Here is a 26,365-nt window from a genome sequence, read left to right on the forward strand (position 1 = left end):
GGACAGGGTTTTGGCGTCGGGTAACGAAAAACACCGGTCATTCGACTGCAGGTCCGAAATCTAAAGATGACTGAACGCGATGTCATGTCGGCCGCAGCCTGATCGAACGACGCGTCAAACGAGGCAATGTGTTCGAACGACCATCGCTGCTTCGTCCGACCAGTCGACTAACCCCGCGAGTGTCTCAAGCTGACGGATCCAAACTCAGGAGAGAGCTAACAGCGCCTAGCGGCGTCCGGTCGAAGCGACATTGGCGCTGCCCCCCAAGGTACCGACTGCGACCTTCGCATTGCGATACTGCCGCGCCTGAACATAGCCTTAGGTAAGCGATAGTGCAAACCCTCAATTCGTCATTCCCGCGCAATGGGAATCGCATTTTTGTCCAGGCGGCGCGCGCGCGGCCGGCCGCACCGTCGGCGCCCTCGAACAGGGCGGGCGGGCGGACTGGATCGTGCTCGATTCCGACCATCCCGCTCTCGCCGAACAGACCAGCGCGACGTCGCTTTCGTCCGCCGTCTTTTGCGAACACGGCGAAACGCCCGTGCGCGATGTCTTCGTCGGCGGCGAGCGCGTGATCCACGAGCGCCGTCATCGCGACGAAGCCAGGCATTACGCGGACTATCGCCGGGCGCTGGCGCAGCTTCTCGCCGACGCCTGAACGCAACCGTAATTCCATTGCAGGCACCATGAACGATCTCTTCTCACTCGAAGTCGGCGATGCGCCGCTGATAATCTCCATTCCTCATCTCGGCACGCACATTCCCGACGCCCTGCGCGACCGGTACACGGATATCGCGCTGACGGTCGCGGATACTGACTGGCACCTCGACCGCCTCTACGGCTTCGCCCGCGCACTCGGCGCGACGATCCTCGGCGCGCGCGTGTCGCGCTACGTGATCGACCTGAACCGGCCATCGAACGACGAGAGCCTGTATCCCGGGCAGACCACCACGTCCCTGTGCCCGACGGAAACGTTTCGCGGCGCGCCGCTGTATCGCGAAGGCTGCGCGCCCGACGCGGCCGAGCGCGATCGCGGGGTGGCGACTTACTGGCAGCCGTATCACGACGCTCTTCAGGAAGAGCTGACGCGCCTGCGCAGCCAGCATCGCAATGTGCTGCTGTGGGAAGCGCACTCGATCGCGAGGTGCTGCCGCGCGTTTTCGAAGGCAAGCTTCCGGACTTCAACATCGGTACGCAGGATGGCCGCACCGCCGCGCCCTCCGTGCAGGAAGCAATACAGCGGGTCGCCGCGGCGAGTCCGTTCACATGGATTGCGAACGGCCGCTTCAAGGGCGGCTTTATCACGCGGCACGCCGGCGCGCCGCAGGACGGCGTGCATGCGGTGCAACTGGAGATGTGCCAGTCCACCTATATGAGCGAAAACGCACCGTTCCACTATCTGCCCGAGGTCGCGAGGAAAGTGGAGCCGGTGGTACGCGGCATGGTGAATGGCGCGCTCGACGCAATCGTCAAGCTGACTGCGAACGCCTCGCGGGCGAAATGAGCGCGAGACGTCCTTGCCGCAGGACGTCTCGGCAATACCTTCTGAACACCACGAGCAGAGACGCTCTGGCCAATACACGCTTGCCGAGCTTCATCAGCGCTCGGAGCAGGCGATCAGGCTGGCGGGCGACGAGCCAACCGCATTCAACGCGCCGTGTACCCGCCATCGACAGGCAGCGATATCCCGCTCGATCATCTCGAGCGCGACGGCGCGGGCGACCATCGCGGCGCCCCGCGCATTGACGGCCATCACGCGGTCGAATGCGTCCGCGTCGAGTTCCAGCGGCGATTCGAGCGATGCAATGCCCGCGCAGTTCACGAGACCGTCGAACGCTTCGAAGGGCTCCATGCGTCGTCGATGAGCGAACGGTGCGCGCCGACGTATCGAGAACGACGTCGACCGGGAACTCGTCTCCCCAGTTCGTGAATGTCGAAGCGCGCACATGCTCATTCTTGGGCGAGACGATGCGCGTCTTGGCGCCGGCTTCATCGAGCGCCTTGCGGGGCTCGCCATTTCCACTTGCTCAAATCCTTCCCGCGACCAAGATCGCAACCTTTAGCCCCTTGAGAGATTCATTCGTCGTGTTTCCATCTCCGATGATACGTGCCTACTTCTTCCCATCCACGACGGCGACGACCTCGTCGCGCGTGTACTCCTTGTTCGCCAATGCACCAACCGGCGTTTTGGCCAGCACCGCGTCGAGTTCCTCCGGCTTCACTTCCAGAACCGGCATACGGATGTCGTGCGGCATCTTCTTGCCGGCGAGAAGCTGCTGCGTCACCCAGAAGGCGAACGAGGACGCGCCCGGCGGAATCGTCACCGACATCGTCTCGTAACCGCTCTTCTTCTGTTCGGCCCACCAGGCGAGTTCTTCCTGCCGGTTGCCGAGAATGATGATCGGCGTCGGCCGCCCCGCGGCCTTGAGCGCCTGCGCGGTGCCGAAGCCGTCGCCCCCTTGCGTGAGCACGCCGTCGACCTTCGGCAAAGTCGGCAGGATGCCCGCGACCTGCTTCTGCGCGACGGTCTGCGTCCAGTCCCCGTGCACCGAACCGACGATCTTCATCCCCGGATACTTCTTGAGTTCGTCGACGATGCCCTGATGAATCTCGTCGTCCACGGAGACGCCCGCGAGTCCGCGAATTTCGAGCAAGTTGCCCTTGCCGTTCAGCCGCTTCGCCAAGTAATCGACCTGCATGCGGCCCATGCCCTGAAAATCCACGGCAATGCGATACGCGCACGGCTCGGTTGCGATGCCATCGAACGATACGACCGTCACGCCCGCGCCGCATGCCTGCTTGATGACGCCGTTGAGCGCCGTGGGCGAAACGGCATCGACGGCGATGGCCTTGAAGCCTTGCAAGATGAGATTCTGGATCTGCTGAACCTGCTCTGTCGCCTGGCTTTCGGCTGTCGTGAAGCTGGGCGCCGCCGCGACGACCTTCTGCTTCACGGCCGGATCGGCGACGTTGGCCCAGCTCTTGAGCATCTGCTGGCGCCAGCTATTGCCCGCGTAGTTGTTCGACAGCGCGATCTTCATCGACGACGTATCGCCCGTCGCGACCTGCGCCGACGCGCCCGCCGACGCCGCGACCAGGCACAGCGCCACGGCCAGTGTTGTGATTCTCATGCTCGTCTCCTGTTATTGATGTTTTTACCGTCCCGCGCCACGCACGCCGACATGCAGCGAATAGATCGATGACGTCGCCGTAATGAACAGGCGATTTCGATGGATGCCGCCGAACGTCAGGTTCGCGACGACCTCGGGAATGAGGATCTTGCCGAGCAGCGTGCCGTCGGGTGCGTAGCAGTGCACGCCGTCCTCCGCGCTGGTCCAGACATTGCCGTGCTCGTCGACCCGCATGCCGTCCGGCACGCCGCTCTGCATCTCGATGAACACGCGTCCGTTACGCAATACGCCATCGCCCGATACATCGAACACGCGGATATGACGCGGCGCTTCTTCGTCGTGGGAAGCGGCCGAATCCGCGATGTAGATCTGCGATTCGTCCGGAGAAAACGCGAGGCCGTTCGGCTTCGCGAAGTCGTCGCAGACGAGATGCACACGCGCGCCGTCGGGCGATAGGCGATACACGTTGCATCGGCCGATCTCGCTCTCTGCGCGATAGCCTTCGTAGTCGCTCAAGATTCCGTAGTCGGGATCCGTGAACCAGATGTCGCCCTTCGAATCAACGACGACATCGTTCGGCGAGTTCAGCCGCTTGCCTTCGAAATGCGATGCAAGCACGGTCACGCTGCCGTCGTGCTCCGTGCGCGTCACGCGCCGCGCGCCATGCTCGCAACTCACGAGCCGCCCTTCGCGGTCGCGCGTGTTGCCGTTGCTGTAGTTCGACGGCGCGCGAAACACGCCGACGCCCATTCCCGGCGCCCAGCGCAGCATGCGGTTGTTCGGGATGTCGCTCCAGACGAACAGGTCCGTGGCCGGAAAATAGACCGGTCCTTCCGCCCAGAGGCATTCGTCCGTCACTTTGGAAAGGAACGCGTTCGGCTGCAGCAGCAGCCTGAAACGCGGATCATGCACTTCGAAATCGCTGGGTTTCATGTCTCCTCGTCCTTTGTGGATTGCGTGTCAGCGCGCCGGTTTTCCGCCGGCGGCGACCGTCACCGCGATGATGAGCACGCCGTACACGATCGAGCGCACGCCGGCATCGGCGCCGACCGCGTTGAGCGCGGCGTTGGTGAGAAACAGGAACATCGAGGCGCCCCATACGCCGACGATCGTCGCCTTGCCGCCCGTGACCAGCGTGCCGCCGATCACGACCACGGCGATCGAGATCAGCATGTACTCGACGCCCATATCGAGCGACGCGCCGCCTGATGTCGCCGCGAGCAGCAGCGCCGTGAGCGCCGCGATCATCGACGAAAGCACGTAGGCAAGGCAGCGCGTGCGATGCACGTTCACGCCCGCGAGCCACGCGGCGCGGGCGTTCTGTCCGATCGCCGAAAGCCTGCGGCCATACACGGCGCGATGAAGCAGCACCGCGAGCGAGACCGACAAGGCGAGCGCAACCAGCGCGATATACGGCACGTTGAAGAGCCGGCTCGTGGCGAATGCGCCCAGCGCGGGCGGCGGCGGCGGAAGCTGGCGCCCTTGCGTAATGGCGATCGACTGGATGATGAAGCTCGACGACAGCGTCGCGATGATCGGCGGAATGCGCAGCAGCCGGATCAGCATGTAGTTCGCGATCCCGACCGCGACGCCCACGCCGAGCGCCGCCGCGACGCCGAGCGCAATCTGGCCGTTGGAGCCGCCCATCGCGTGCATGCCGACGACGCCCGCGAGCGCGATCGTCGACGGCACCGAGAGGTCGATGTTGCCGACACCCGACGTGATGACGAGCATCTGCCCGAGACCGACCAGCACCATGAACACGCCGTAGGTGAGGGCCGTCTGCGCGACATTGCTCGCGATGCCGAAGCCGAAGATGCCGACGATACCGAACCACACGAGCACCGTGCCGACGAAAGACCACGCCCAGGGCGCTTGAACGCCCTTCAGCCGTTCCCACGCGGTATCGTTGTTGGCGAGCGCTTCACCGGAAGTCTGCGATTTCATTGCCGTTCCCCGCGTTGCAGCAGCACGCGCAAGGACAGCACGACGATCAGGATCGCGCCCTGCATGCCGACTTGCCAATCCGCCGAGATGTTGAGAAAGGCGAGGAACGACGCCGCGAGCGTGAGCGTGATGGCACCGAGCACCGCGCCGATGACCGATACGCGCCCGCCGACGAATTCGCCACCGCCGAGAATGACCGCCGCAATCGAGAGCAGCGTGTAGCGCAGCGCAAGGTTCGCGTCGGCGGAGGTCGTGAGCCCGAGCAGCGAAAGACCCGACAGCACGCCGAACACGCCCGCGATGCCGTAAAGCGTCGCCTTGCTGCGCACGAGCGACCAGCCGAAGCGCCGCATCGCGCGCGGATTGCCGCCCGCGCCGCGTATGCGCACGCCGGCCGAGGTGCGCATCAGCAGAATGTGCCCTGCGATGGCAATGAGCACCGACCACACGATCGGCGCGGCGATGAACGGCGTCTGATAGCTCATCGCCGTGCCGAGCCAGCCGGGGCTCGCGCCGCCCGGCGAAGGCAGCAGCACGATTGCGAGCCCGCTCCACACGAACGACAGCCCGAGCGTCACGACGATCGACGGAATCTGCCGCAGTTCGATCAGCGCGCCGACGGCTGCATACGCGAGCACACAGGCGACGAGTGCGAGCGCGCCGAGCCACGGCTCCTTGACGAGCAGCGTCGCGCCGATGCACGCGACGAGACTCACGAATGGACCGATGGACAAGTCGAGATCGTTGACGGTGATGATCGCGAGTTGCGCAAGCGTGGCGAGCACGATCGGCACGGCCAGATTGAGCAGCAGGCTCGATCCGAAATAGCTCATCACGGCGGGTTGCATGACGAGAATCGGCACGAGCACCGCGACGAGCGAGATGGCGGGAAGCAGCGCGCGAAGACGCGCTTGCGTGTCCCGGAAGGTGATGCGCGCGGGGGTCATGCGGCCTGCTCCTCGAAGCTCGCAGCGAGCAGCGCTTCTTCCGTGCATTCGTCCGCATGCAAGACGCGCGTGACCGCCGACGAGCGAAAGACATACGTGCGGTCGCAATGCGACAGCTCTTCGTTTTCTGTCGTGTACCAGATGAACGTGCGGCCTTTCGCGGCTTCGTCGTGAACGAGCCGGTAGATGTCGCGCTTGGTGCCTACATCGACGCCGCGCGTCGGATCGTCCATCAGAATGAGCTGCGCGTCCGACGACAGCGCGCGCGCAAACAGCACCTTCTGCTGGTTGCCGCCCGAGAGCGACAGGATGCCCGCGCTTATCGGCGCGCCGCGTATGCCGATCTTCGTGCGCCACGCTTCCACGAGCGCGCGCGCCGCCGCGCGATCGACGAGTCCGCGCTTGCGCTTCGCACCGCCGAGAAGCCACCGCAAATCGAGATTCTGCGCGATGGACCACACCGGGAACACGCCGTCGCGCCCGCGATCGCCGGCAACGAATGCGGCTTTCATGCGGCCCGCGCCGTGGCTCGTCGCTGCCTCGTAGATGGCGAGCAGCGCTTCGGTCTGACCTTGGCCCGCGAGTCCGGCGAAGCCGACGATCTCTCCGCGCGATGCCTCGATCAGCGTATGTTTCCTTCCGCCGACGTTCCAGCGGAACGGTTTGTCATCGCTTTGTGCGTTGCGTATGCGGGCGGCGGCCGGCGTTTTCTCCGCTTCCAGATGCTGGCCCATCGCCTGAATGATCGACGCACGGTTCGCCTCGTTGCCCGGCAGCACGCCGACGATGCCGCCGTCGCGCATCACCATCACACGATTCGCGACGCGCTCTATCTCGCCGAGCATGTGCGTAATCAGCAGACAGGTGATGCCGCTCTCTGCCGCGCGCCGGACGAAGGCAAGCAGTTGATCGGCGGTATGGGCATCGAGCGACGAGGTCGGCTCGTCGAGGATCACGAGACGCACGGGCGCGTCCGTCACCGTGAACCCGCGCGCGATCTCGACCATCTGCTGTTGGGTGAGCGTCAGATCGGACACGAGTTCGTTGCCCTTCAGTCCGTTGCCCGGAAAAATCTCTTCGAGCTTGTCGCGCATGAGCGCCGTTGCCGTGCGCCGCCAGCCGCGCCCGCGCAATTTCGGATGCACGATCGTCATGTTTTCCGCGACCGTCAGGTTCGCGCACAGCGAGAGTTCCTGAAAGACGCAGCGCACGCCGGCCTTGCGCGCGGCGTTGGCGTCGTAGTGCGGCGCGCTTTGGCCGTCCACTTCGATACGGCCCTGCGTCGGCGCATACACGCCCGCGAGCACGGCCATGAGCGTCGATTTGCCCGCGCCGTTGTGTCCCGCGATGCCGACGCATTCGCCGCGCATGAACGCGAAGTCGATATCCGCGAGCGCGCGCACCCGGCCGAAGGTCTTGCCGACGCCTTCGAAGCGAATCAGCGTGCGCTCGTCCTCTGTATTGATAGTTGCGCCCATTCACATGCCTCCATGCGTGGCGTCATCGAATGCTTACTTCTTGTCGAGCAAGGCCACGGTCTGCGGCAGCGTATAAGTGACGTCGGCGATTCCACCCGGCGGCGTCGCGGCGAGCCTCGCCGGCAACTCCTGCTGCGAGATGGCGAGCAGCGGCACGTTAATGGTGACTTCCTTCGGAATCTTCTTGCCCGCGAGCACTTGCTGCGCCACCCAGAACGCGAACGAGACCGCGCCCGGCGGATTCGACAGCGAGCGCGACTGATAACCGGTCTTCGCCTGCTCGCTCCACCATTGCAGTTCGGGATAGGTGCTGCCGATGACCATCGGCGGCGCGGGACGATTGGCGGCCTTGAACGCCTGCGCGATGCCGAACGACATCTCGCCTTCGGTCGCCACGCCATCGACTTGCGGTAGCGTCGGGAGAATGCCGGCCACAGCCTTCTGCGCGACCGATTGCGTCCAGTCGCCGTTCACCGAGCCGACGAGCTTGAGCCCCGGATGCTTCTTGAGCCCTTCGAGCACGCCTTCGTGCATGAGGTTGTCGACGGAGATGCCGGCCACGCCGCGCACTTCCAGTATGTTGCCGTGGCCATTGAGCTTCGTCGCCAGATAGTCGACGCCCTGCTCCGCCCAGCCCTTGAAGTCGAAATTGACGCGATACGCGCACGGCTCGTCGACGACGCCGTCGAACGAGACGACGACGACGCCCGCAGCGCATGCCTTCTTGATGGTGCCGTTGAGCGCGGTCGGCGAAACGGCGTCGATGACGATCGCGTTATAGCCTTGCAGGATCAGGTTCTGAACCTGCTGCGCCTGCTCCGTCACCTGATTCTCGGCGGTCGTGAAAGCGGGCGCGGCCGCGATCTTCTTGTCCGCCACCGCTTGCTGGGCGACGGCGTTCCAGCTCTTGAGCATCGACTGCCGCCACGCGTTGCCCGCGAAGCTATTCGACAGGGCGATTTTTTTCTGCGTGGTGTCGCCCGTTGCGACCTGCGCGTGCGCGGCGCCTGCGAGCATGCAGACGGCGAGCGCGAGCGCGGCTCTTGCCTGCACTCCTTCACGGAACATCGGGTTGTCTCCTTTCATTTTTCTTGTGGAGAGGCGCTGCGCGACTTCATCTTCAGCACGCCCCTTCCGGGCGCATCGGGCGCGGTGCCGATGCGACGCTTCCAGTCAGTCTGCTTGATTCGTCCTGCGGTCAGGCCAATCGCGGTGGTCAGGCCACTCGATCGCGGAGCCAGTATAACGACAGTTTCGCGATTCGTGCAATTGCGTGCGTTACCGGTAACAGCGTGGCGCAGCGGCTTCGCCCCGGCTCACCAATCCCGCGGCATTGACGACGTGGATATTCTTCAGGAACGATGCCTCGCCGGGCCGCTTCTCCACATATTCGAGCGCATCGTCGCGTTCGTCGGATGCGGGCGGTAGCGGTCGCGCCAAAGCAGCACACGATGGGCGATGCCGGCGAGTTCGGGCCGCGCATGCAGATCGACCGTGTAGCCCGTGCCGCGATCACGAAATCGAATTCGAACGTGCCGTCTTCCGCACGCGCGCGCACGCGGTTGTCATCGACGACGGCTTCGTGCCAGGGCGCAGCCAGATGCAGATGGAAGTTCGCATGACGCGCCACGCGTTCGATGGCGTCGGCGGGTGCAGTCGAGCCCGCGCGACGGAACCGCAGCGCCTGGCGCCAGCGCACGGCATCGCGGAAAGTTATCGTATGCGCCGGGATACGCGCGTGCGCGGCTCACCGGGACCGCAGTCCATGTTTGAAGCACTCACAAACTCGGGCGAGGTGCACAGCGCACGCTCTTTCGAGTTAAGACCGAGTCTGTGCCGGTCTGCGTGCAAATGCCGGGCGCTTTGGATTAGAAAACCAATCCTTGATACGCTTCTTTTATTGCGATCGAGGCCATCGGGAAGCGCTTGCATAGCTGCGTACCTCGTCCCCCAAGGGCAGCACACGCGTCACAAGCAACTCGACGTGCCTTGCGCCGAGCGCGATGTGGGCATCGCGCAAAGCACTCGTCACGCGAGACATATCGAACTCGGTAAGGCCCCCGCAATTTCCCTTGCTACCAATCCGAAGCCGATATTAAATAGCGATGCATTCCTCACGTCTTTTGCAAGGTGCTCGTCGCATCGAGTGCGCGCCACGCTCGACGCACGCTATGGCTCTCGCGACACCTCATTCAATGCTAACTCCCGGCGCCTATATTTCGTTGCAATCCGAAGCACGAACGAAGGGAGCAACAGCGTGGACAATCCATTCGACGACGATCAGGGCACATTCCGTGTGCTGATCAACGAATTGCAGCAGCGCTCGCTTTGGCCCGCTCATCTCGAGGTTCCGGACGGCTGGACGGTGGAGTATCCAGATTGCTCACGCAGGCAATGCCTGGACTACATCGAACAGAACTGGACTGCACGGTCCTGATGATTCTCGATCTGGAGTGGGAAATGGCCAAGCGCATTGTGAAAGTGATCGACCTCGTTCCGGGACGCAGCGTTCAGCTTCCGTCCATCGATAATGAAACGCTCAGACACGGACAATTCTGGAGCGACCATGTCTGCGCTCAGAAACCTGTTGTCATCAGAGGAGCGGTGCGCAACTGGCCTGCTCTCCGGAAATGGAACGCACCCGGCTATCTCGAAGCATTGACGGATAGCGAAGTCGGCATCTCGGATGCGTTCAACGCCTCGCCCACCGGTCTCTGGTATGCAAATCTCCCGAAGCTCAAACTCAATCAGGCGATTACGCGTCTGCGCGACGCAGGGCCGGACGAGACGCATGCGATCCGCGCGCTCCCTATTCCGTCGGAATGGAAACCCGATCTCGGCCATTATGAGTTTCTCGAAAGAGAGCACGATCGACCGCCGCGCGCATATGCACAAGACCGGCTCTTCATCTATCGGAATGCTTCGACCGAATGGCACTACCACACGACCGACGAGACGCTAACCACGCAGATCATCGGCACCAAGCGCATTTCCATGTTCAGGCTGTCCAGTGAAAACTGGCAAGCGTATGCCGTGCCGATCAAGTCCAATCTTCATCACATGAATGATGGCGCGCGCTTCTTTCCCGCGGATGGTGCACTGACGAAGTTCGAAACCACGCTTGCGCCCGGCGACGTTCTCTATATCCCACCGTTCTGGTGGCATGGCGTCGATCCCGCCGATAACGATTTCGGCATCACACTCGCTCATTGTTTCAGAACGCCGCTCAATCGCCTCGGTTCACTGAGCGATCCCGCGGTGAAAGACGTCATCCGCGCGCAGCAAAGCGCCATGCTCGCGTTCCGGATGAGAGCGTTCGTCGCCCTCGGTTCGCTTTCGAGGCTCGTGACTTCCTGAGTTTCACATTCACACCCGCGGCCAATCGAGGCGCGTTAGCGTCGCTTTACGCCGCCGCATCAGTCTGACGAACACGCAAGGACCTGTGCCAGATGCAACCACGCGCGAACGCGCGTGCGCTTCTTCCACGCGTTCCGATGACGACGTTCTCGACTATCGCTTTCAGAGCACGCGCGTGCTCTCCACTACGGATCGACGCCATGCACGGTTTTCCCATCACGCCCGCTCAATCAGGCATCTTCTTTCGACAGCAACTCGATTTGCGCGATCCGCGCTTCAATCTTGCTCAACTCACGGAGATCATCGGACCGCTCGATGTCGATGCGCTTCAGGCAGCGCTGCGGCAAACCATCGACGAAGCCGAAGGCATGCGCGTGCGCCTCTTCGTCACCGACGGCTTGCCGCGTCAGATCGTCCCCGATGAGCCGTTGCACTTCACACTGCGCGTGGTCGATGTAAGCGATGCACCCGATCCGCTGGAAGCGATCGATCGCGCTGTGCAGATCGCGCTGGCCACCGCCTTCGACCTCGGCCATTGGCCGCTATTCGATGGGCAGCTCTTTCAGGCGAGCCCCACGCGCTTCTTCTTCTTTCAGCGGATTCACCATGTAGCGTTCGATGGCTTTTCGTTTTTGCTGTTCACGCAGCGGCTCGCAGCCATTTACTCGGCACTGATCCAAGGAGACGATCCCGCACCGTCCGGCTGGGCGCGTCTTGCCGATCTCCTCGATAACGACGCCGCGTATCGCGCGTCCAGCGCCTTCGAAAACGATCGGCAGTTCTGGCACGAATACATGGCGGGTTGCCCCGAGCCTGTAATCCTCTCGGCATGCATGGCGCCCGAGCCGATGCCCGCAGAAGCCTATTCGCAGGCGAGCGCGCGGATCCGTCTGTCGCCCGACACGACCGCGCGCATGCGCGATATGGCTGAACGCAACGGCACGACCTGGCCGCAAATCATGACGGCGGTCATGGCCGCCTATGTCGCACGTCTGAGCGGCCAGCCCGAAGTGGTGCTCGGGTTGCCCGTCACCGCACGCGTCGGACGTCTGGCGAGAAGCGTGCCGGGCATGTTGTCGAATGCGCTGCCGTTACGAGCGATCGTCGACGAACGCACGACCATCGTCGATCTTCTCGATGCCGTAACACGGCAAAGCCGCCGCGTGCTGCGTCATCAGCGCTATCGCGTGAAAGATATCCGGCGCGATGTCGGCCGCATCGAAGCCGACAGGCCGCTCTTCGGTCCCACGGTGAACATCATGCCGGAGTACAGCCGTGCGCTGAACTTCGCGGGCTGCGTCATCGGCTCGAATCGCTCCTTCTATGGCACGCCCGATGATCTCGCGCTGATCGTGCATGACCAGGGCGATGAACTTGGCATCGAATTGATGTTCGATGGCAATCCGTTGCTCTATACGCCCGAGTCCGTCGAGGCGCACGCGCGCCGCTTCACACGTCTCCTCGAACAAGTGCTCGATCGGCCCGATGCGCCGCTGCATACGCTTCAGCTCGTGTTACCTGAAAGGCAGGCGCTCCTCGAACGCTGGAACGACACGACCGCGCCGTATCCGGAGCATGAGTGCATTCATCGGCTTCTCGAGCAGCAGGCACGGCTCACGCCCGACGCCGTCGCACTCGTCTGCGATGGCGCATCGCTCACGTTTGCGCAGCTCAATGCGCGCGCGAACCGGCTCGCGCATCGGCTCATCGCGCTCGGCGTGCGTCCCGAAGGTCGCGTCGCCTTGTGTATGGAGCGCGGCATCGGCGCGATCGTCGCGTTGTTCGGCATACTCAAGTCGGGCGGCGCTTACATCCCGCTCGATCCAGCTTACGCGGGCGAACGTCTGAGTTACATACTCGGCGATGCCTCGCCTCGGTTGCTCGTCGCCGATGCAGCGGGCCGTCACGCGCTCGGTGATATCGGCGCGCTTACGGTGCTCGATCCGGATGCATCGCTCGACGATGCCCTGCCGAACGACGATCCGCATGTGCCCGCCCTCGCCTCGCATCATCTCGCGTATGTCATCTACACGTCGGGGTCCACCGGCAAGCCCAAGGGCGTGATGGTCGAGCACCGGCACGTGATGAACCTGCATCATGCGTTGCAATCGACCGTGTTCGCGCATTGCGCGCCGCATGCGGGCGTGACGCTGAACGCAAGCATCGCCTTCGATGCGTCCGTGCAGAATCTCACCGCGTTGCTGTCCGGGCATCGGCTCGTCATCGTTCCCGCCGATGTGCGCACCGACGCGATGGCGCTCGTCGATTTTCTCGACACATCCGGTATCGACGTTTTCGACTGCACGCCGACGCAACTCGAATCGCTGTTCTCGGCCCGTCTGCTCGAACGACGGCAAGCGCCACTGACCGTGCTCGTCGGCGGTGAACCGCTCACGCCGCAGACGTGGAGCCGTCTTGCGCGCGCACAAGGCATACGTGCGTTCAACGTCTATGGTCCGACCGAATGCACGGTAGATGCGACTTTCGCGGAGATCACGGATGAACAGGCGCGACCGGTTATCGGCAAGCCGCTCGCCAACACGCGCACGTATGTGCTCGACGCACGGCGTCGCACGGTGCCGCCTGGCGCGGTGGGCGAGCTGTATATCGGCGGCGCGGGTGTCGCGCGCGGCTATCTGAATCGTCCCGAGCTCACGGCCGAGCGCTTTCTCGACGATCCGTTCGTGCCCGGCGCACGCATGTACCGCACCGGCGATCTCGCCCGCTTTCATCTCGACGGCAATATCGAATTCCTCGGACGCAATGATCTGCAAATCAAGATTCGCGGCTTCCGCATCGAGCCCGGCGAGATCGAGACGCAGATCGCGAGTCATCCGGCCGTGCGCGATGCGGTGGTGATTGCGCGTTCGCGCACGCCCGGCTCGCAGGATCAGCAACTCATCGCCTATGTCACCGCACGCGATGAATTCGGCATCGACGCAAGCGACTTGCGCGAACATCTGAGCACGCGTCTTCCCGACTATATGACGCCCGCCGCGTTCGTTGCGCTCGATGCGCTGCCGCTTACGCCGAGCGGCAAGCTCGATCGCCGCGCGTTGCCCGATCCGCAAGCCGACGCCTTCGCGCTGCGTCCCTTCGAAGCACCGCAAGGTCGCACCGAAAGCGCGCTTGCCGGACTGTGGGCTGAACTGCTGGGAATCGAACGTGTCGGTCGGCATGACAATTTTTTCGCGCTCGGCGGCCACTCGCTGCTCGCGGTGACGCTGATCGAGCGCTTGCGGCGCATCGGGTTGCAAGCGAGCGTGCGAGATCTCTTCGCGACGCCCGTGCTCAGCGCATTCGCCGATGCCATCGATTACGCCGCGCCGAAGTCCGACATTGTCGTGCCGCCCAATGTCATCACGCCCGCGAACAGCGCCATCACGCCGGACATGCTGCCGCTCATCTCGCTGACGCAGACGGATATCGATCGCATCGCCGATCAAATGCCTGGCGGAATCTATAACGTTCAGGATATCTATGCACTCGCGCCGCTTCAGGAAGGCATCCTGTTTCATCACATGCTCACGACGGAAGGCGATCCGTATCTGCAAACCGCGCGCCTCGCGTTCGACAGCCGCGCCCGTCTCGATGCATGGGTCGATGCGTTGCAACAGGTCGTCGCGCGGCATGACATTCTGCGCACTGCGTTCGTTCACGAAGGCGTGACGACGGCGGCGCAAGTCGTCCTGCGTCATGCGCCCGTGACGATCGTCGAGGTCGACGATCTGGCGCATCATTTCGATGCGCGCACGCAGCGCCTCGATCTCGCTCGCGCGCCCCTGATGCAGATTGCAATCGCACGCGACGCGAGCGGGGATCGCTGGCTGATGCAATTGAACTGGCATCATCTGATCGGCGATCATGCGACGCTCGAGGTCATGCATGCGGAAATCGGCGCGATTCTCGATGGCCGCGCGCACGCGTTGGGCGCGGCGCAACCATTCCGCGACCTTGTCGCGCAGGCCCGGCTCGCGGCGAACCATGACGCGCAGGAAGCCTTTTTCCGCGACATGCTCGCCGATGTCAGCGAGCCCACGTTGCCGTTCGGCTTGACCGATGTGCATCACGACGGCTCGGCCGTCGCCGAAGCGCACATCACGCTGCCCGCCGAACTCGATGCGCGTCTGCGCGCGCAGGCCCGGCATATCGGCGTCAGTCTCGCGAGTCTCTGTCATCTCGCGTGGGCGCGCGTGTTGAACGCGGGCAGCGCACTGGATTCCGATGGGTGCGTGGTATTCGGCACCGTGTTGCTCGGACGCATGCAGGCGGGCGTCGACCAGGCGCTCGGGCTCGTGATCAACACCTTGCCGGTTCGCTTCGACATCGACGACGCTTCCGTCGCTGACAGCGCGCGTCTTGCGCATGACCGTCTCGCCGCGCTGCTGCAGCATCAGCATGCCCCGCTCGCGCTCGCTCAACGATGCAGCGGCGTCGCCGCGCCCGCGCCGCTCTTCAATGCGCTGCTCAACTATCGTCATAATCGCGCATCCGACGACCGGCACACCCCCTTCGACGGCATCGAACTGCTCGGCGCCGAAGAGCGCACCAATTATCCGCTGACGTTGTGCGTCGATGACAACGGCGATAGTCTCGGTCTCATCGCGCAGACCGTTGCGCCGCTGTCGCCCGTACAGCTCTGTGGATATATGGCGCAGGCTTTGTCGAGCCTTGCGCAGGCACTCGAAGAAGCGCCGCAAACGCCGGTGAATCAGCTCGACGTCGTGCCGCCCGACACGTACGAGCTGCTGGTGAAGACATGGAACGACACGGCTTCGTATCCATCGGACATGTGCATTCACCAGCTTTTCGAGCAACAGGCCAGGCGCGTGCCCGACGCGGTCGCGCTCGTCTTCCAAGATCAATCCATGACCTATGCGCAACTCAATGCGCGAGCGAACCGGCTCGCGCATCGTCTGATCGCGCTGGGCGTGGGGCCGGAAGATCGCGTCGCGTTATGCGTGGAGCGTGGCATCGGCATGATGGTCGCGTTGCTCGCGATCCTCAAGTCCGGTGGCGCTTATGTGCCGCTCGATCCCGCTTATTCGGGCGAGCGCCTGAGCCACATTCTCAGCGACTCGACGCCGCGCCTGTTGCTCGCCGACGCCCCCGGCCGCGCGGCGCTCGGCGATACGGGCGAGCTTACCGTGATCGATCCCGATGCATTGCTCGACGACGACATCTCGCAAGACGATCCGGTCACGGCCGTCGCTCCGTCGCATCTCGCATACGTGATCTACACGTCCGGTTCTACCGGCAAGCCCAAGGGTGTGATGATCGAGCACGCGCAGATCGTTCGCCTCTTCGATGCGACGCACGACTGGTTCAATTTCGATGAACGCGACGTATGGTGCCTGTTCCACTCGTTCGCCTTCGACTTCTCGGTCTGGGAAATGTGGGGCGCGCTGCGTTATGGCGGCAAGCTCGTGATCGTGCCGCAACAGCTTGCGCGCTTCGCGCCCGACTTTCTTCGACTGCTTCAGCGGGAACGCGTGACCGTACTGAATCAGACACCGAGCGCGTTTCGCGCATTGATTCAGGCGCAGGAGACGAACGATGCGCCCACCGCGTTGCGCTATGTGATATTCGGCGGCGAGGCGTTGAATCCTTCGATGCTGGAGCCGTGGTACGCGCGTCATTCGGATCGGCATCCGCGCCTCGTCAACATGTACGGCATCACCGAGACGACCGTGCATGTGACTTATCGACCGCTCGATCGCGAAGACTGCGCGGACAGCCACAGCCCGATCGGCGTGCGCATTCCTGACCTCACGATCTATCTGCTCGATGCGCAACAGCGGCTCGCGCCTGTCGGTGCGGTCGGCGAGTTGTATGTCGGCGGCGCGGGCGTGGCGCGCGGCTATCTCAATCGGCCCGAGCTGACCGCGGAGCGTTTCATCGACGATCCCTTCGTTCCGGGCGCGCGGCTCTATCGCACGGGCGATCTCGGACGGTATCGTCCCGATGGCAGTCTGGAGTTTTTCGGGCGCAACGATCATCAGGTCAAGATTCGAGGCTTTCGTATCGAGTTGGGAGAGATCGAAGCGCAGATCGCCAGTCATCCGGCGGTGCGCGAAGCCGTCGTCATCGCGCGCGCACGCGATGAAGCGACGCAGGATCAGCAACTCATCGCGTATATCACCGGCGTTTCCGACATCGACACGAGCGACCTTCGCGAGCATCTCGGTTCGCGTCTGCCGGATTACATGGTGCCGTCCGCGTTCGTGACGCTCGATGCCTTGCCGCTTACGACGAACGGCAAGCTGGATCGACGCGCGCTGCCTGATCCGCAATGGCAGAACCTCGCCGTGTATGTCGCGCCGCGGACATCGCTCGAGACATCGCTTGCCGAGTGCTTTGCCAGCGTGCTCGGCCTCGAACGCGTGAGCATCTTCGATGACTTCTTTGCGCTTGGCGGACACTCGCTGCTCGCCACGCAACTCGTCTCGCGACTGCGCGAAGCCCTGTCGATCGAATTGTCCTTGCGCACGCTGTTCGATGCGCCGAGCGTCGCCGCGCTCGCCGACGCGTTGGAGGACACGGCTCATCGCGCCGGGGCGCGCCCGCCGTTGCAAGCGTTGCCGCGTCCCGCGCAAGTGCCGCTGTCGTTCGCACAGGAACGCTTGTGGTTCCTCGATCAACTCGATCCGGGACAATCGACGTACAACATACCCGTCGCCGTGCGCCTTTTCGGCTCGCTCGATGTTCACGCATTCGAAACCGCGTTGAACGCGCTCGTGGCACGTCACGAGAGCCTTCGCACATCGTTCGTGGAGCACGACGGCCAAGCGATGCAATGCATAGCGTCCAGCCTGAAGATCGCGCTGCCGATCATCGAACTCGATGAACGCGTCGCCGATGAGCAAAGCGCCGAGGTCCGCCGTCTCGCGCAGATCGAAGCCTCGCGCGCCTTCGATCTTCAACATGGACCGCTGCTTCGCGCGCGATTGCTGCGGTTGTCATCCGCTGAACATGTCCTGTTGTTCACGATGCATCACATCGTCTCGGACGGCTGGTCTATCGGCGTGCTCGTTCGCGAACTCGGCGCATGCTATACGGCTGCCGTGCGCAAGGAGCCGGTTGCGCTTCCGCGCTTGCCCGTGCAGTACGCCGACTTCACGATTTGGCAGCGTGCCTGGCTCGCCGATGCGGAACTGGAACGCCAGACGCAATACTGGCGCGGTCGTCTTGCCGATCTCGCGCCGCTGGACTTGCCTCTCGACCGTCCACGCCCCGCACAGATCAGCGGACGCGGCGCGACCTTGCCTTTCGCGCTCAGCCCCGCGCTGTGCGAACGGCTGTATGCGTTCGCGCATCGGGAAGGCGTCACGCCTTTCATGCTGCTACTCGCCGTGTTCCAGACGCTGCTTGCGCGCCTGTCCGGACAGAACGATGTCGCCGTCGGCTCGCCCATCGCCAATCGCACGCATGCACAGATCGAGCCACTCATCGGCCTCTTCGTCAATACGCTCGTGCTGCGCGCCGATCTTTCGGGATCGCCGTCGTTGCGTACGTTGCTCACGCAAGTCCGCGAAACGACGCTCGCTGCTTACGCGCATCAGGATTTGCCGTTCGAAAAGCTCGTCGAAGCACTCGCGCCGGTTCGGGACACTAGCCGCCCCGCGTTGTTTCAGGTGATGTTCGTGTTACAGAACGCGCCGCTCGAACCACTCGCGCTGCCCGGCCTCACGCTGGAACCGCTGCCACCGGCCGAATCCGCCGCCAAGTTCGATCTCACGTTGGACCTGACTCATGCGCAAGACCATCTGACCGGCAGCCTGAACTACGCCACCGACCTCTTCGATGAACGCACCATCGCGCGCTTCGGCGAGCGCTTCGCGCGCTTGCTCGAACATGCGCTCGATCAGCCCGATGCGCCGCTCTTTGCGCTCGACATCGTGCTGCCCGAGGAGCACGCGCTCCTCGAACGATGGAATGACACGGCAACGGCTTATCGCGACGATGTTTGCATCCAGCAACTCTTCGAAGAGCAAGTCCGGCGCACGCCGGATGCCCTCGCGCTCATCTTCGCGGACGAGTCGCTCACGTACACGCAGCTCGATGCGCGCGCGAACCGGCTTGCGCATCGGCTGATCGCGCTCGGCGTGCAAGCGGAAGATCGCGTCGCGTTCTGCATGGAACGCGGCATCGGAGGAATCGTCGCGTTGATGGCGATACTGAAGGCAGGCGGCGCGTACGTGCCGCTCGATCCCGCTTATCCGGGCGAACGCCTGACGCATATCCTCACCGATGCGATGCCTCGTCTGCTCATTGCCGATGCCGCCGGTCGCGAAGCATTGGGCGACACGGGTTCGCTCACTGTCATCGATCCGCAAGCAGCGCTCGACGACGCGTATCCGCAGGATGATCCGCGCCCGAACGTCAGCCCGAACAACCTTGCTTACGTGATCTATACATCGGGTTCGACCGGCAAGCCCAAAGGCGTGGCGATCGAGCACGGAACGCTCGTCGCGTCCACCTTCGCGCGGCACCGGTTCTATGAGCGCGCACCGAACGAACGCTTCCTGCTGCTGTCGTCGCTCGCGTTCGACAGCTCCGTCGCGGGCCTCTTCGGCACGCTCACGAACGGAGGCTGTCTTGCGCTCGTCGATCTCGATACCGCGCGAGACCCGCACGCGATCATCGAACTGGTGCGGCACCGCGACATCACGCGTGTGTTGTGCGTGCCGTCGCTCGGTCAGGCCATTCTCGACAGTATGTCGTCGAGCGATGATCATAAGCTTCGCGAGATCATCGTAGCGGGCGAAGCGTGCCCGCCCGGACTCGCGAAGCAAAGCTCCACGCTGCCTCGACCGGTCGCCCTCTACAACGAATACGGTCCGACGGAAGCGACGGTTTGGGCGACCGCGTATCGGTGCCTGCCGGAAGAGTCGAACCCGGTGCCGATCGGCGGTCCCATCGCGAACACGCGCATCTATCTGCTGGATGCCGAGCGCCGCCTGATGCCTGTCGGCGCCGTGGGCGAACTCTATGTCGGCGGCGCGGGTGTCGGACGCGGCTATCTGAACCGTCCCGAACTCACCGCCGAGCGCTTCCTCGACGATCCCTTCGTACCGGGCGGGCGCATGTATCGCACCGGCGACATCGCACGCTATCGCGCCGATGGCAACATCGAATTTCTCGGACGCAACGATCATCAAGTCAAGATTCGCGGTTTCCGTATCGAACTCGGCGAGATCGAGGCGCAGATCGCGAGTCATCCGTCGGTGCGGGAGGCTGTCGTCATCGCGCGCGCGCGGCATGAAGCGACGCAGGATCAGCAACTCATCGCGTACGTCACCGGTACGGACGAGATCGACGCGGGCATGTTGCGCGAACATCTTGCATCGGGCTTACCCGATTACATGGTGCCCTCGGCGTTCGTGGTGCTCGATGCCTTGCCGCTGACGCCCAACGGCAAGCTCGATCGTCGCGCATTGCCCGATCCGCAGTGGCAGGATCAGGCCACATATGTCGCGCCGCGCACATCGCTGGAAGAAACCCTCGCGCAATGCTTTGCCAGTGTGCTCGGCCTTCAACGTGTCGCCGTGTTCGACAACTTCTTCTCGCTGGGCGGTCATTCGCTGCTGGCCACGCAACTCGTTTCGCGCGTGCGCCAAGCGCTCTCCATCGACTTGCCGCTGCGTGCCTTGTTCGATGCGCCGAGCGTTGCAGCGCTTGCCGAAGTGCTTGCGCTCGATGAGTCACGTCGCCTCGCGAGCGCCTTGCCGCCTCTGCAAGCACGCGAGCGACCCGCTCATCTGCCGCTTTCCTTCGCGCAGGAACGTATGTGGTTCCTCGAACAACTGGATCCCGGACAATCCGCGTATAACATTCCAGTCGCGGTGCGTCTGAACGGATCGCTCGATGTGCCGTCATTCGAGACCGCGCTGAACGCGCTCGTGGAGCGTCACGAGAGCTTGCGAACCACGTTCGCGCAATACGACGAACAGGCCGTGCAATGCATCGCGCCGCACTTGCACATCGCGCTGCCGGTCATCGCGCTCGATGCGCTTGCATCTGATGCGCAAGCCGCCGAACTGCGTCGACTCGCGCAGGACGAAGCCACGCGGGCATTCGATCTTCAGCGCGGTCCGTTGCTGCGCGCACTCTTGCTGCGCGTTGCACAAGACGAACATGTGCTGCTGTTCACGATGCATCATATCGTCTCGGATGGCTGGTCGACGGGCGTGCTCGTGCGTGAACTCGGTGCGGGCTATGCGGCTGCGTTACGCAATGAGCCTGTTTCACTGCCGCCGCTGGCCGTGCAATACGCCGACTTCACCTTGTGGCAGCGCGATTGGCTGGCGGGTGCAGAACTCGACCGTCAGACGCAATACTGGCGCAATCAGCTCGCCGAACTCGCACCGCTGAACCTGCCCGCCGATCGCCCACGTCCATCGCAAATGAGCGGACGCGGTGCGAGTGTGCCATTCGCGGTAGGTGCCGCGTTATGCGAACGGATCGACGCGCTTGCGAATCGGGAGGGCGTCACGCCGTTCATGCTGCTGCTCGCCGTGTTCCAGACGCTGCTCGCGCGACTGTCCGGTCAAAACGACATCGCCATAGGGTCGCCGATCGCAAACCGCACGCATGCGCAGACGGAACCGCTCATCGGCCTGTTCGTGAACACGCTCGTCTTGCGCGCCGATCTTTCGGGATCGCCGTCGCTGCGTGAACTGCTCGCGCAAGTTCGTGAGACCACGCTCGCCGCTTACGCCCATCAGGACTTGCCGTTCGAGAAGCTCGTCGAAGCGCTCGCGCCGGTTCGCGACACCAGCCGCACGGCGTTGTTCCAGGTCATGTTCGTCCTTCAGAACGCGCCGATGGAGCCGCTCTCGCTGCCCGGCCTGACGCTGGAAGTGATGCGCCCCGCCGATGCCGGCGCGAAGTTCGATCTCACGCTGAATCTGACGCATACACAAGATCGATTCCAAGGCACGCTCGCTTATGCGACCGACCTGTTCGATGAACAGACGATCGTGCGCTTGGGCGAACGCTTCACGCGTCTGCTCGAACAGGCGCTCGATCAACCGGATGCGCCCTTGCACGCGTTCGAACTGGTGCTGCCTGACGAGCATGCGCTGCTCGAACGATGGAACGACACGGCCGAGGCGCATCCCGAAGATGTATGCGTCCATCGTCTGTTCGAGCAGCAGGTTCGGCGCTCGCCTGAAGCGACCGCGCTGGTATTCGAAGGCGAATCGCTCACGTATGCCGAACTCAATGCGCGCGCGAATCGGCTTGCGCATCGAATGATCGCGCTCGGCGTCCGGCCGGACGATCGCGTCGCGCTGTGCATGCAGCGCAGCATCGGCATGATCGTCGCGTTGATGGCGATACTCAAGGCAGGCGGCGCTTACGTGCCGCTCGATCCGGCTTATCCGGGCGAGCGCCTGAACCATATCCTCACCGATGCCGCGCCGCGTCTGCTGCTCGCCGATGCCGCGGGCCGGGAAGCATTGGGCGACACCGGCGCGCTCGACGTACTCGATATCGATGCATCGCTCGATGAAGCGCTCCCACAAGAGAACCCGCAAACGAACGTCGCGCCTCATCATCTCGCCTACGTCATCTACACCTCCGGCTCCACCGGCAAGCCCAAGGGCGTGATGGTCGAACATCGCCATGTCGTGAATCTGCATTACGCGCTGCAATCGACGGTGTTCACACGTTGCGCCGCGCGCTCCGGCATCGGTCTGAACGCGAGCATCGCGTTCGACTCTTCATTGAAGAGCCTCACGGCGCTGCTTGCAGGTCATCGACTGATCGTGATTCCCGCCGACGTGCGCACCGATAGTGCGGTGCTCATCGACTATCTGAACAACGCCGATATCGACGCGCTCGACTGCACGCCCACTCAACTCGATGTCATGCTCGCCAGCGGCTTGCTCGAACGCCGGCGGTCGAAGCTGACCTTGCTTATCGGCGGCGAAGCGATCACACAACAGACGTGGAATCGACTGGCGAACGCTGAACAGATTCGCGCGTTCAACGTCTACGGTCCGACTGAATGCACCGTCGATGCGGCGCTTACCGAGATCACGGCAGACCAGGTGCAGCCGGTCATCGGCAAGCCGATTGCCAACGCGCGCATCTATCTGCTCGATGCGCACCTTCGGCGGGTTCCGCCGGGCGCGATCGGTGAGTTGTTTATAGGCGGCGCGGGTGTGTCGCGTGGTTATCTGAACCGGCCCGAACTCACGGCCGAACGTTTCATCGATGATCCGTTCATCGCGGGCGCGCGCATGTATCGAACCGGCGATATCGCGCGTTATCGCGCCGATGGCAATATCGAGTTCCTCGGACGCAACGATCATCAAGTCAAGATACGCGGCTTCCGTATCGAGCTCGGCGAGATCGAAGCGCACGTCGCCAGTCATCCGTCGGTGCGCGAGGCTGTCGTCATCGGCCGCATGCGGCATCAAAAAACGCTGGATCAGCAACTCGTCGCTTATGTTACGGCAACCGGCGATATCGACATCGAGGCACTTCGGGAACATGCACGTTCTCGTCTGCCCGACTATATGGTGCCGTCGGCCTTCGTGCTGCTCGACGCGCTGCCGCTGACACCCAACGGCAAGCTCGATCGTCGCGCGTTGCCCGATCCTGAATGGCAAAACCTTGCCGCGTATGTCGCGCCGCGCACCTTGCTCGAACACACGCTCGCGAAGTGCTTCGCCGATGTACTCGGCCTCGAACGCGTGAGCGTCTTCGACAACTTCTTCTCGCTCGGCGGCCATTCGCTGCTTGCTACGCAACTCGTCTCGCGTTTGCGTCAGACGCTTGCGATCGAGCTGCCCTTGCGGACGCTGTTCGATGCGCCTGGCGTCGCTTTGCTTGCCGAAGCGCTGACGCTCGATGCGCCTTCGGATCGCGCGAGCATCTTGCCGCCTTTGCAGACGCGCGAGCGCCCCGCGCATCTGCCGTTGTCCTTCGCGCAGGAACGTTTATGGTTCCTCGAGCAACTCAACCCGGGTCAGTCCGCGTATCACATTCCAGTGGCCGTGCGTCTCACCGGATCGCTCGATGCTCGGGCGTTGCAGACCGCGATGAACGCGCTCATCGATCGGCATGAAGTCCTGCGCACTTGCTTCGCGCAACACGACGGCGTTCCGGTTCAACGCATCGCAATGCAAGCGCAGGTCACCGTGCCGCTGATCGCGCTCGATACGCTCGATGCCGATGCGCAGGCCACCGAAGTCCGCCGCCTCGCACAAGATGAGGCAACACGCGCATTCGATCTTGAACAGGGTCCGCTGCTCCGAGCGAGATTGATGCGCCTGTCCGCGCGAGAGCATGTCCTGCTGTTCACGATCCATCACATCATCTACGATGGCTGGTCGACGGGCGTGCTCGTGCGTGAACTCGGCGCGTGCTACACGGCGGCGTTGTCGAACGCGCCTGCTGCGTTGCCGCCGCTCGATGTGCAGTACGCCGACTTCACCTTGTGGCAGCGCGATTGGCTCGCCGGCGCCGAGCTCGAAAGACAGACTCGGTACTGGCGCAATCGGCTCGAAGGCCTCGCGCCGCTCGATCTGCCGACCGATCACCCCCGGCCCTCGCACATCAGCGGGCGCGGTGCCAGCTTGCCCTTCGCGCTCAGCCCGGCGCTTTCCGAGCGGCTGATCGCGCTCGCGCAACGCGAAGGCGCCACGCCCTTCATGCTGCTGCTCGCCGTCTTCCAGACGCTCCTCGCGCGTTTGTCCGGGCAAACGGATATCGCGGTGGGCTCGCCGATCGCCAATCGCACGCATGCGCAAGTCGAGCCGCTCATCGGCCTGTTCATCAATACGCTCGTCATGCGCGCGGATCTCTCCGGCTCGCCTTCGTTGCGTACATTGCTCAGGCAAGTTCGCGATACGACGCTCGCCGCGTACGCGCATCAGGACTTGCCGTTCGAGAAGCTCGTCGAAGCACTCGCGCCCGCTCGCGATACTAGCCGTACGGCGCTCTTCCAGGCGATGTTCGTGTTGCAGAACGCCCCGACGGAGCCGCTCGCCTTGCCCGGACTCACGCTCGAGTTGCTGCCTCCTTCCGAAGCCGGCGCGAAGTTCGATCTCACGTTGAAGCTCGCGCACACGCAAGGGCGCTTTACCGGTAGCCTGAGCTACGCATCCGATCTTTTCGACGAGCACACGATTGCAAGGCTCGGGGAACGCTTCGCGCGTCTGCTCGAACAAGCGCTAGAAAAACCCGATGCGCCTCTGCACGCGTTCGACATCGTGCTACCCGAAGAGCATGCATCGCTCAGGCGATGGAACGACACCGCTGCTGCGTATCCCGAGCACTTGAGTATCCATCAACTTTTTGCCCAACAGGTCCGACGCTCGCCCGATGCGATCGCGCTCGTTTTCGAAGACGAATCCCTCACGTATGCGCAACTCGATGCGCGCGCTAATCGGCTTGCGCACCATCTCATCGCGCTTGGCGTCGAACCGGAACATCGCGTCGCATTGTGCATGGAGCGCGGCATCGACATGATCGTCGCGTTGATGGCGATACTCAAGGCAGGCGCTGCGTATGTGCCGCTCGACCCCGCCTCGGTCGCCGAGCGCCTCGCGTACATGCTCGACGACGCCGATGTATCGCTGCTCGTGACTCAGACATCGTTGCTCGACGGTCTTTCACGGGTCGCGCTTAACGTCTCGATCGTTTGTCCCGACGAAGGAGCGTGCCGTATCGATGCATGTCCCGATATCGATCCCGCCATTGACCTGCAGTCGCACAGCCCCGCGTATGTGATCTACACGTCCGGCTCGACCGGCAAGCCCAAGGGCGTCGTGCTGAGTCATCGGAATCTATCGAACTATCTGAGCGGCGTGCTTGCGAGGATGAACGTGCTCGCGCCGTGCAAGATGGCCCTCGCTTCGACCATCGCGACCGATCTGGGCAATACGATTCTGTTCGGTGCGCTGGTCGCTGGCCACGAGCTGCATGTGCTGTCGAACGACCGCACCACTGATAGCTATCTGTTCGGGCAGTACATGCGTCAGCGCGGAATCGATGTCCTCAAGATCGTGCCCGGACATTTGCGCGCGCTCGTTGACGTTACGCTCGACACCGCGCCTGCATTGCCGACGCAATTGCTCGTGCTAGGCGGGGAAGCGACGCGCTCCGACTGGATCCGCCGCGTGCAGGCACTGAAGCCCGGCATGCGCATTCTGAATCACTATGGCCCGACCGAGACGACGGTGGGCGTGTTGACGCATGCCTATCACGATGACATCGCATACGGCATGTCGATTCCCATCGGGAGACCGCTGGCCAACACGCGAGCCTATGTTCTCGATGAATTCCTGCGTCCTGTGCCGCTCGGCGTGACGGGTGAGTTGTATATCGGCGGTACGGGTCTCGCGAGCGGCTATCCGCGGCGCGCGGCGCTCACCGCGCAGCGCTTCGTCGCCGACCCCTTCACTTCTGGCGAGCGCATGTACCGCACAGGCGATCTCGCACGTTATCGTGCCGATGGCAACATCGAGTTCCTCGGCCGCAACGATCATCA

The 26,365-nt window shown here is 63.4% G+C and carries 9 protein-coding genes and 3 pseudogenes; 5 read left to right on the top strand and 7 right to left on the bottom strand.

Annotated features, from left to right (window positions below):
- Nucleotides 1-385: 385 nt before the first annotated feature.
- Nucleotides 386-658, top strand: a pseudogene (locus NCT05_RS35930) (formimidoylglutamate deiminase); the annotation flags it as partial.
- 28 nt (nt 659-686) lie between these two features.
- A pseudogene (gene hutG, locus NCT05_RS35935) lies at nt 687-1,504 on the top strand (N-formylglutamate deformylase).
- A gap of 189 nt (nt 1,505-1,693) precedes the next feature.
- Here the strand turns inward: hutG and NCT05_RS35940 are convergent.
- From NCT05_RS35940 to NCT05_RS35970, 7 genes and pseudogenes are all read right to left on the bottom strand, one after another.
- Nucleotides 1,694-1,840 (bottom strand): annotated as a pseudogene (locus NCT05_RS35940) (SDR family NAD(P)-dependent oxidoreductase); the annotation flags it as partial.
- Nucleotides 1,841-2,111: 271 nt separating this feature from the next.
- A complete protein-coding gene (locus tag NCT05_RS35945; protein ID WP_008345505.1) occupies nt 2,112-3,131 on the bottom strand; it encodes an ABC transporter substrate-binding protein in 1,020 nt (339 codons plus the stop codon).
- A gap of 24 nt (nt 3,132-3,155) precedes the next feature.
- On the bottom strand, nt 3,156-4,064 hold the full coding sequence (locus tag NCT05_RS35950) for an SMP-30/gluconolactonase/LRE family protein (RefSeq protein WP_008345503.1): 909 nt from the start codon (nt 4,062-4,064) through the stop codon (nt 3,156-3,158).
- Between the two features lie 27 nt (nt 4,065-4,091).
- Nucleotides 4,092-5,078, bottom strand: coding sequence for an ABC transporter permease (locus tag NCT05_RS35955; protein WP_175983205.1), 987 nt, complete (start codon nt 5,076-5,078; stop codon nt 4,092-4,094).
- Nucleotides 5,075-6,025, bottom strand: coding sequence for an ABC transporter permease (locus tag NCT05_RS35960; protein WP_008345494.1), 951 nt, complete (start codon nt 6,023-6,025; stop codon nt 5,075-5,077). The genes NCT05_RS35955 and NCT05_RS35960 overlap by 4 nt, the downstream gene beginning before the upstream one ends.
- On the bottom strand, nt 6,022-7,503 hold the full coding sequence (locus tag NCT05_RS35965; protein ID WP_250504641.1) for a sugar ABC transporter ATP-binding protein: 1,482 nt from the start codon (nt 7,501-7,503) through the stop codon (nt 6,022-6,024). The genes NCT05_RS35960 and NCT05_RS35965 overlap by 4 nt, the downstream gene beginning before the upstream one ends.
- A 33-nt stretch (nt 7,504-7,536) precedes the next feature.
- On the bottom strand, nt 7,537-8,571 hold the full coding sequence (locus NCT05_RS35970; RefSeq protein ID WP_008345492.1) for a substrate-binding domain-containing protein: 1,035 nt from the start codon (nt 8,569-8,571) through the stop codon (nt 7,537-7,539).
- 697 nt (nt 8,572-9,268) lie between these two features.
- Between NCT05_RS35970 and NCT05_RS36910 the strand changes: the two genes are divergently transcribed.
- The 3 genes from NCT05_RS36910 to NCT05_RS35985 all read left to right on the top strand — a co-directional run.
- Entirely contained in the window at nt 9,269-9,940 is a 672-nt protein-coding gene (locus NCT05_RS36910) for an MbtH family protein (protein ID WP_284507654.1), read from the top strand.
- Entirely contained in the window at nt 9,883-10,860 is a 978-nt protein-coding gene (locus NCT05_RS35980; RefSeq protein ID WP_250504642.1) for a cupin-like domain-containing protein, read from the top strand. The genes NCT05_RS36910 and NCT05_RS35980 overlap by 58 nt, the downstream gene beginning before the upstream one ends.
- A 200-nt stretch (nt 10,861-11,060) precedes the next feature.
- On the top strand, nt 11,061-26,365 hold a 15,305-nt coding region (locus tag NCT05_RS35985), incomplete at its 3' end, for a non-ribosomal peptide synthetase (RefSeq protein WP_250504643.1).

This window comes from Caballeronia sp. AZ7_KS35 (assembly GCF_023631045.1).
GTDB lineage: Bacteria > Pseudomonadota > Gammaproteobacteria > Burkholderiales > Burkholderiaceae > Caballeronia > Caballeronia zhejiangensis.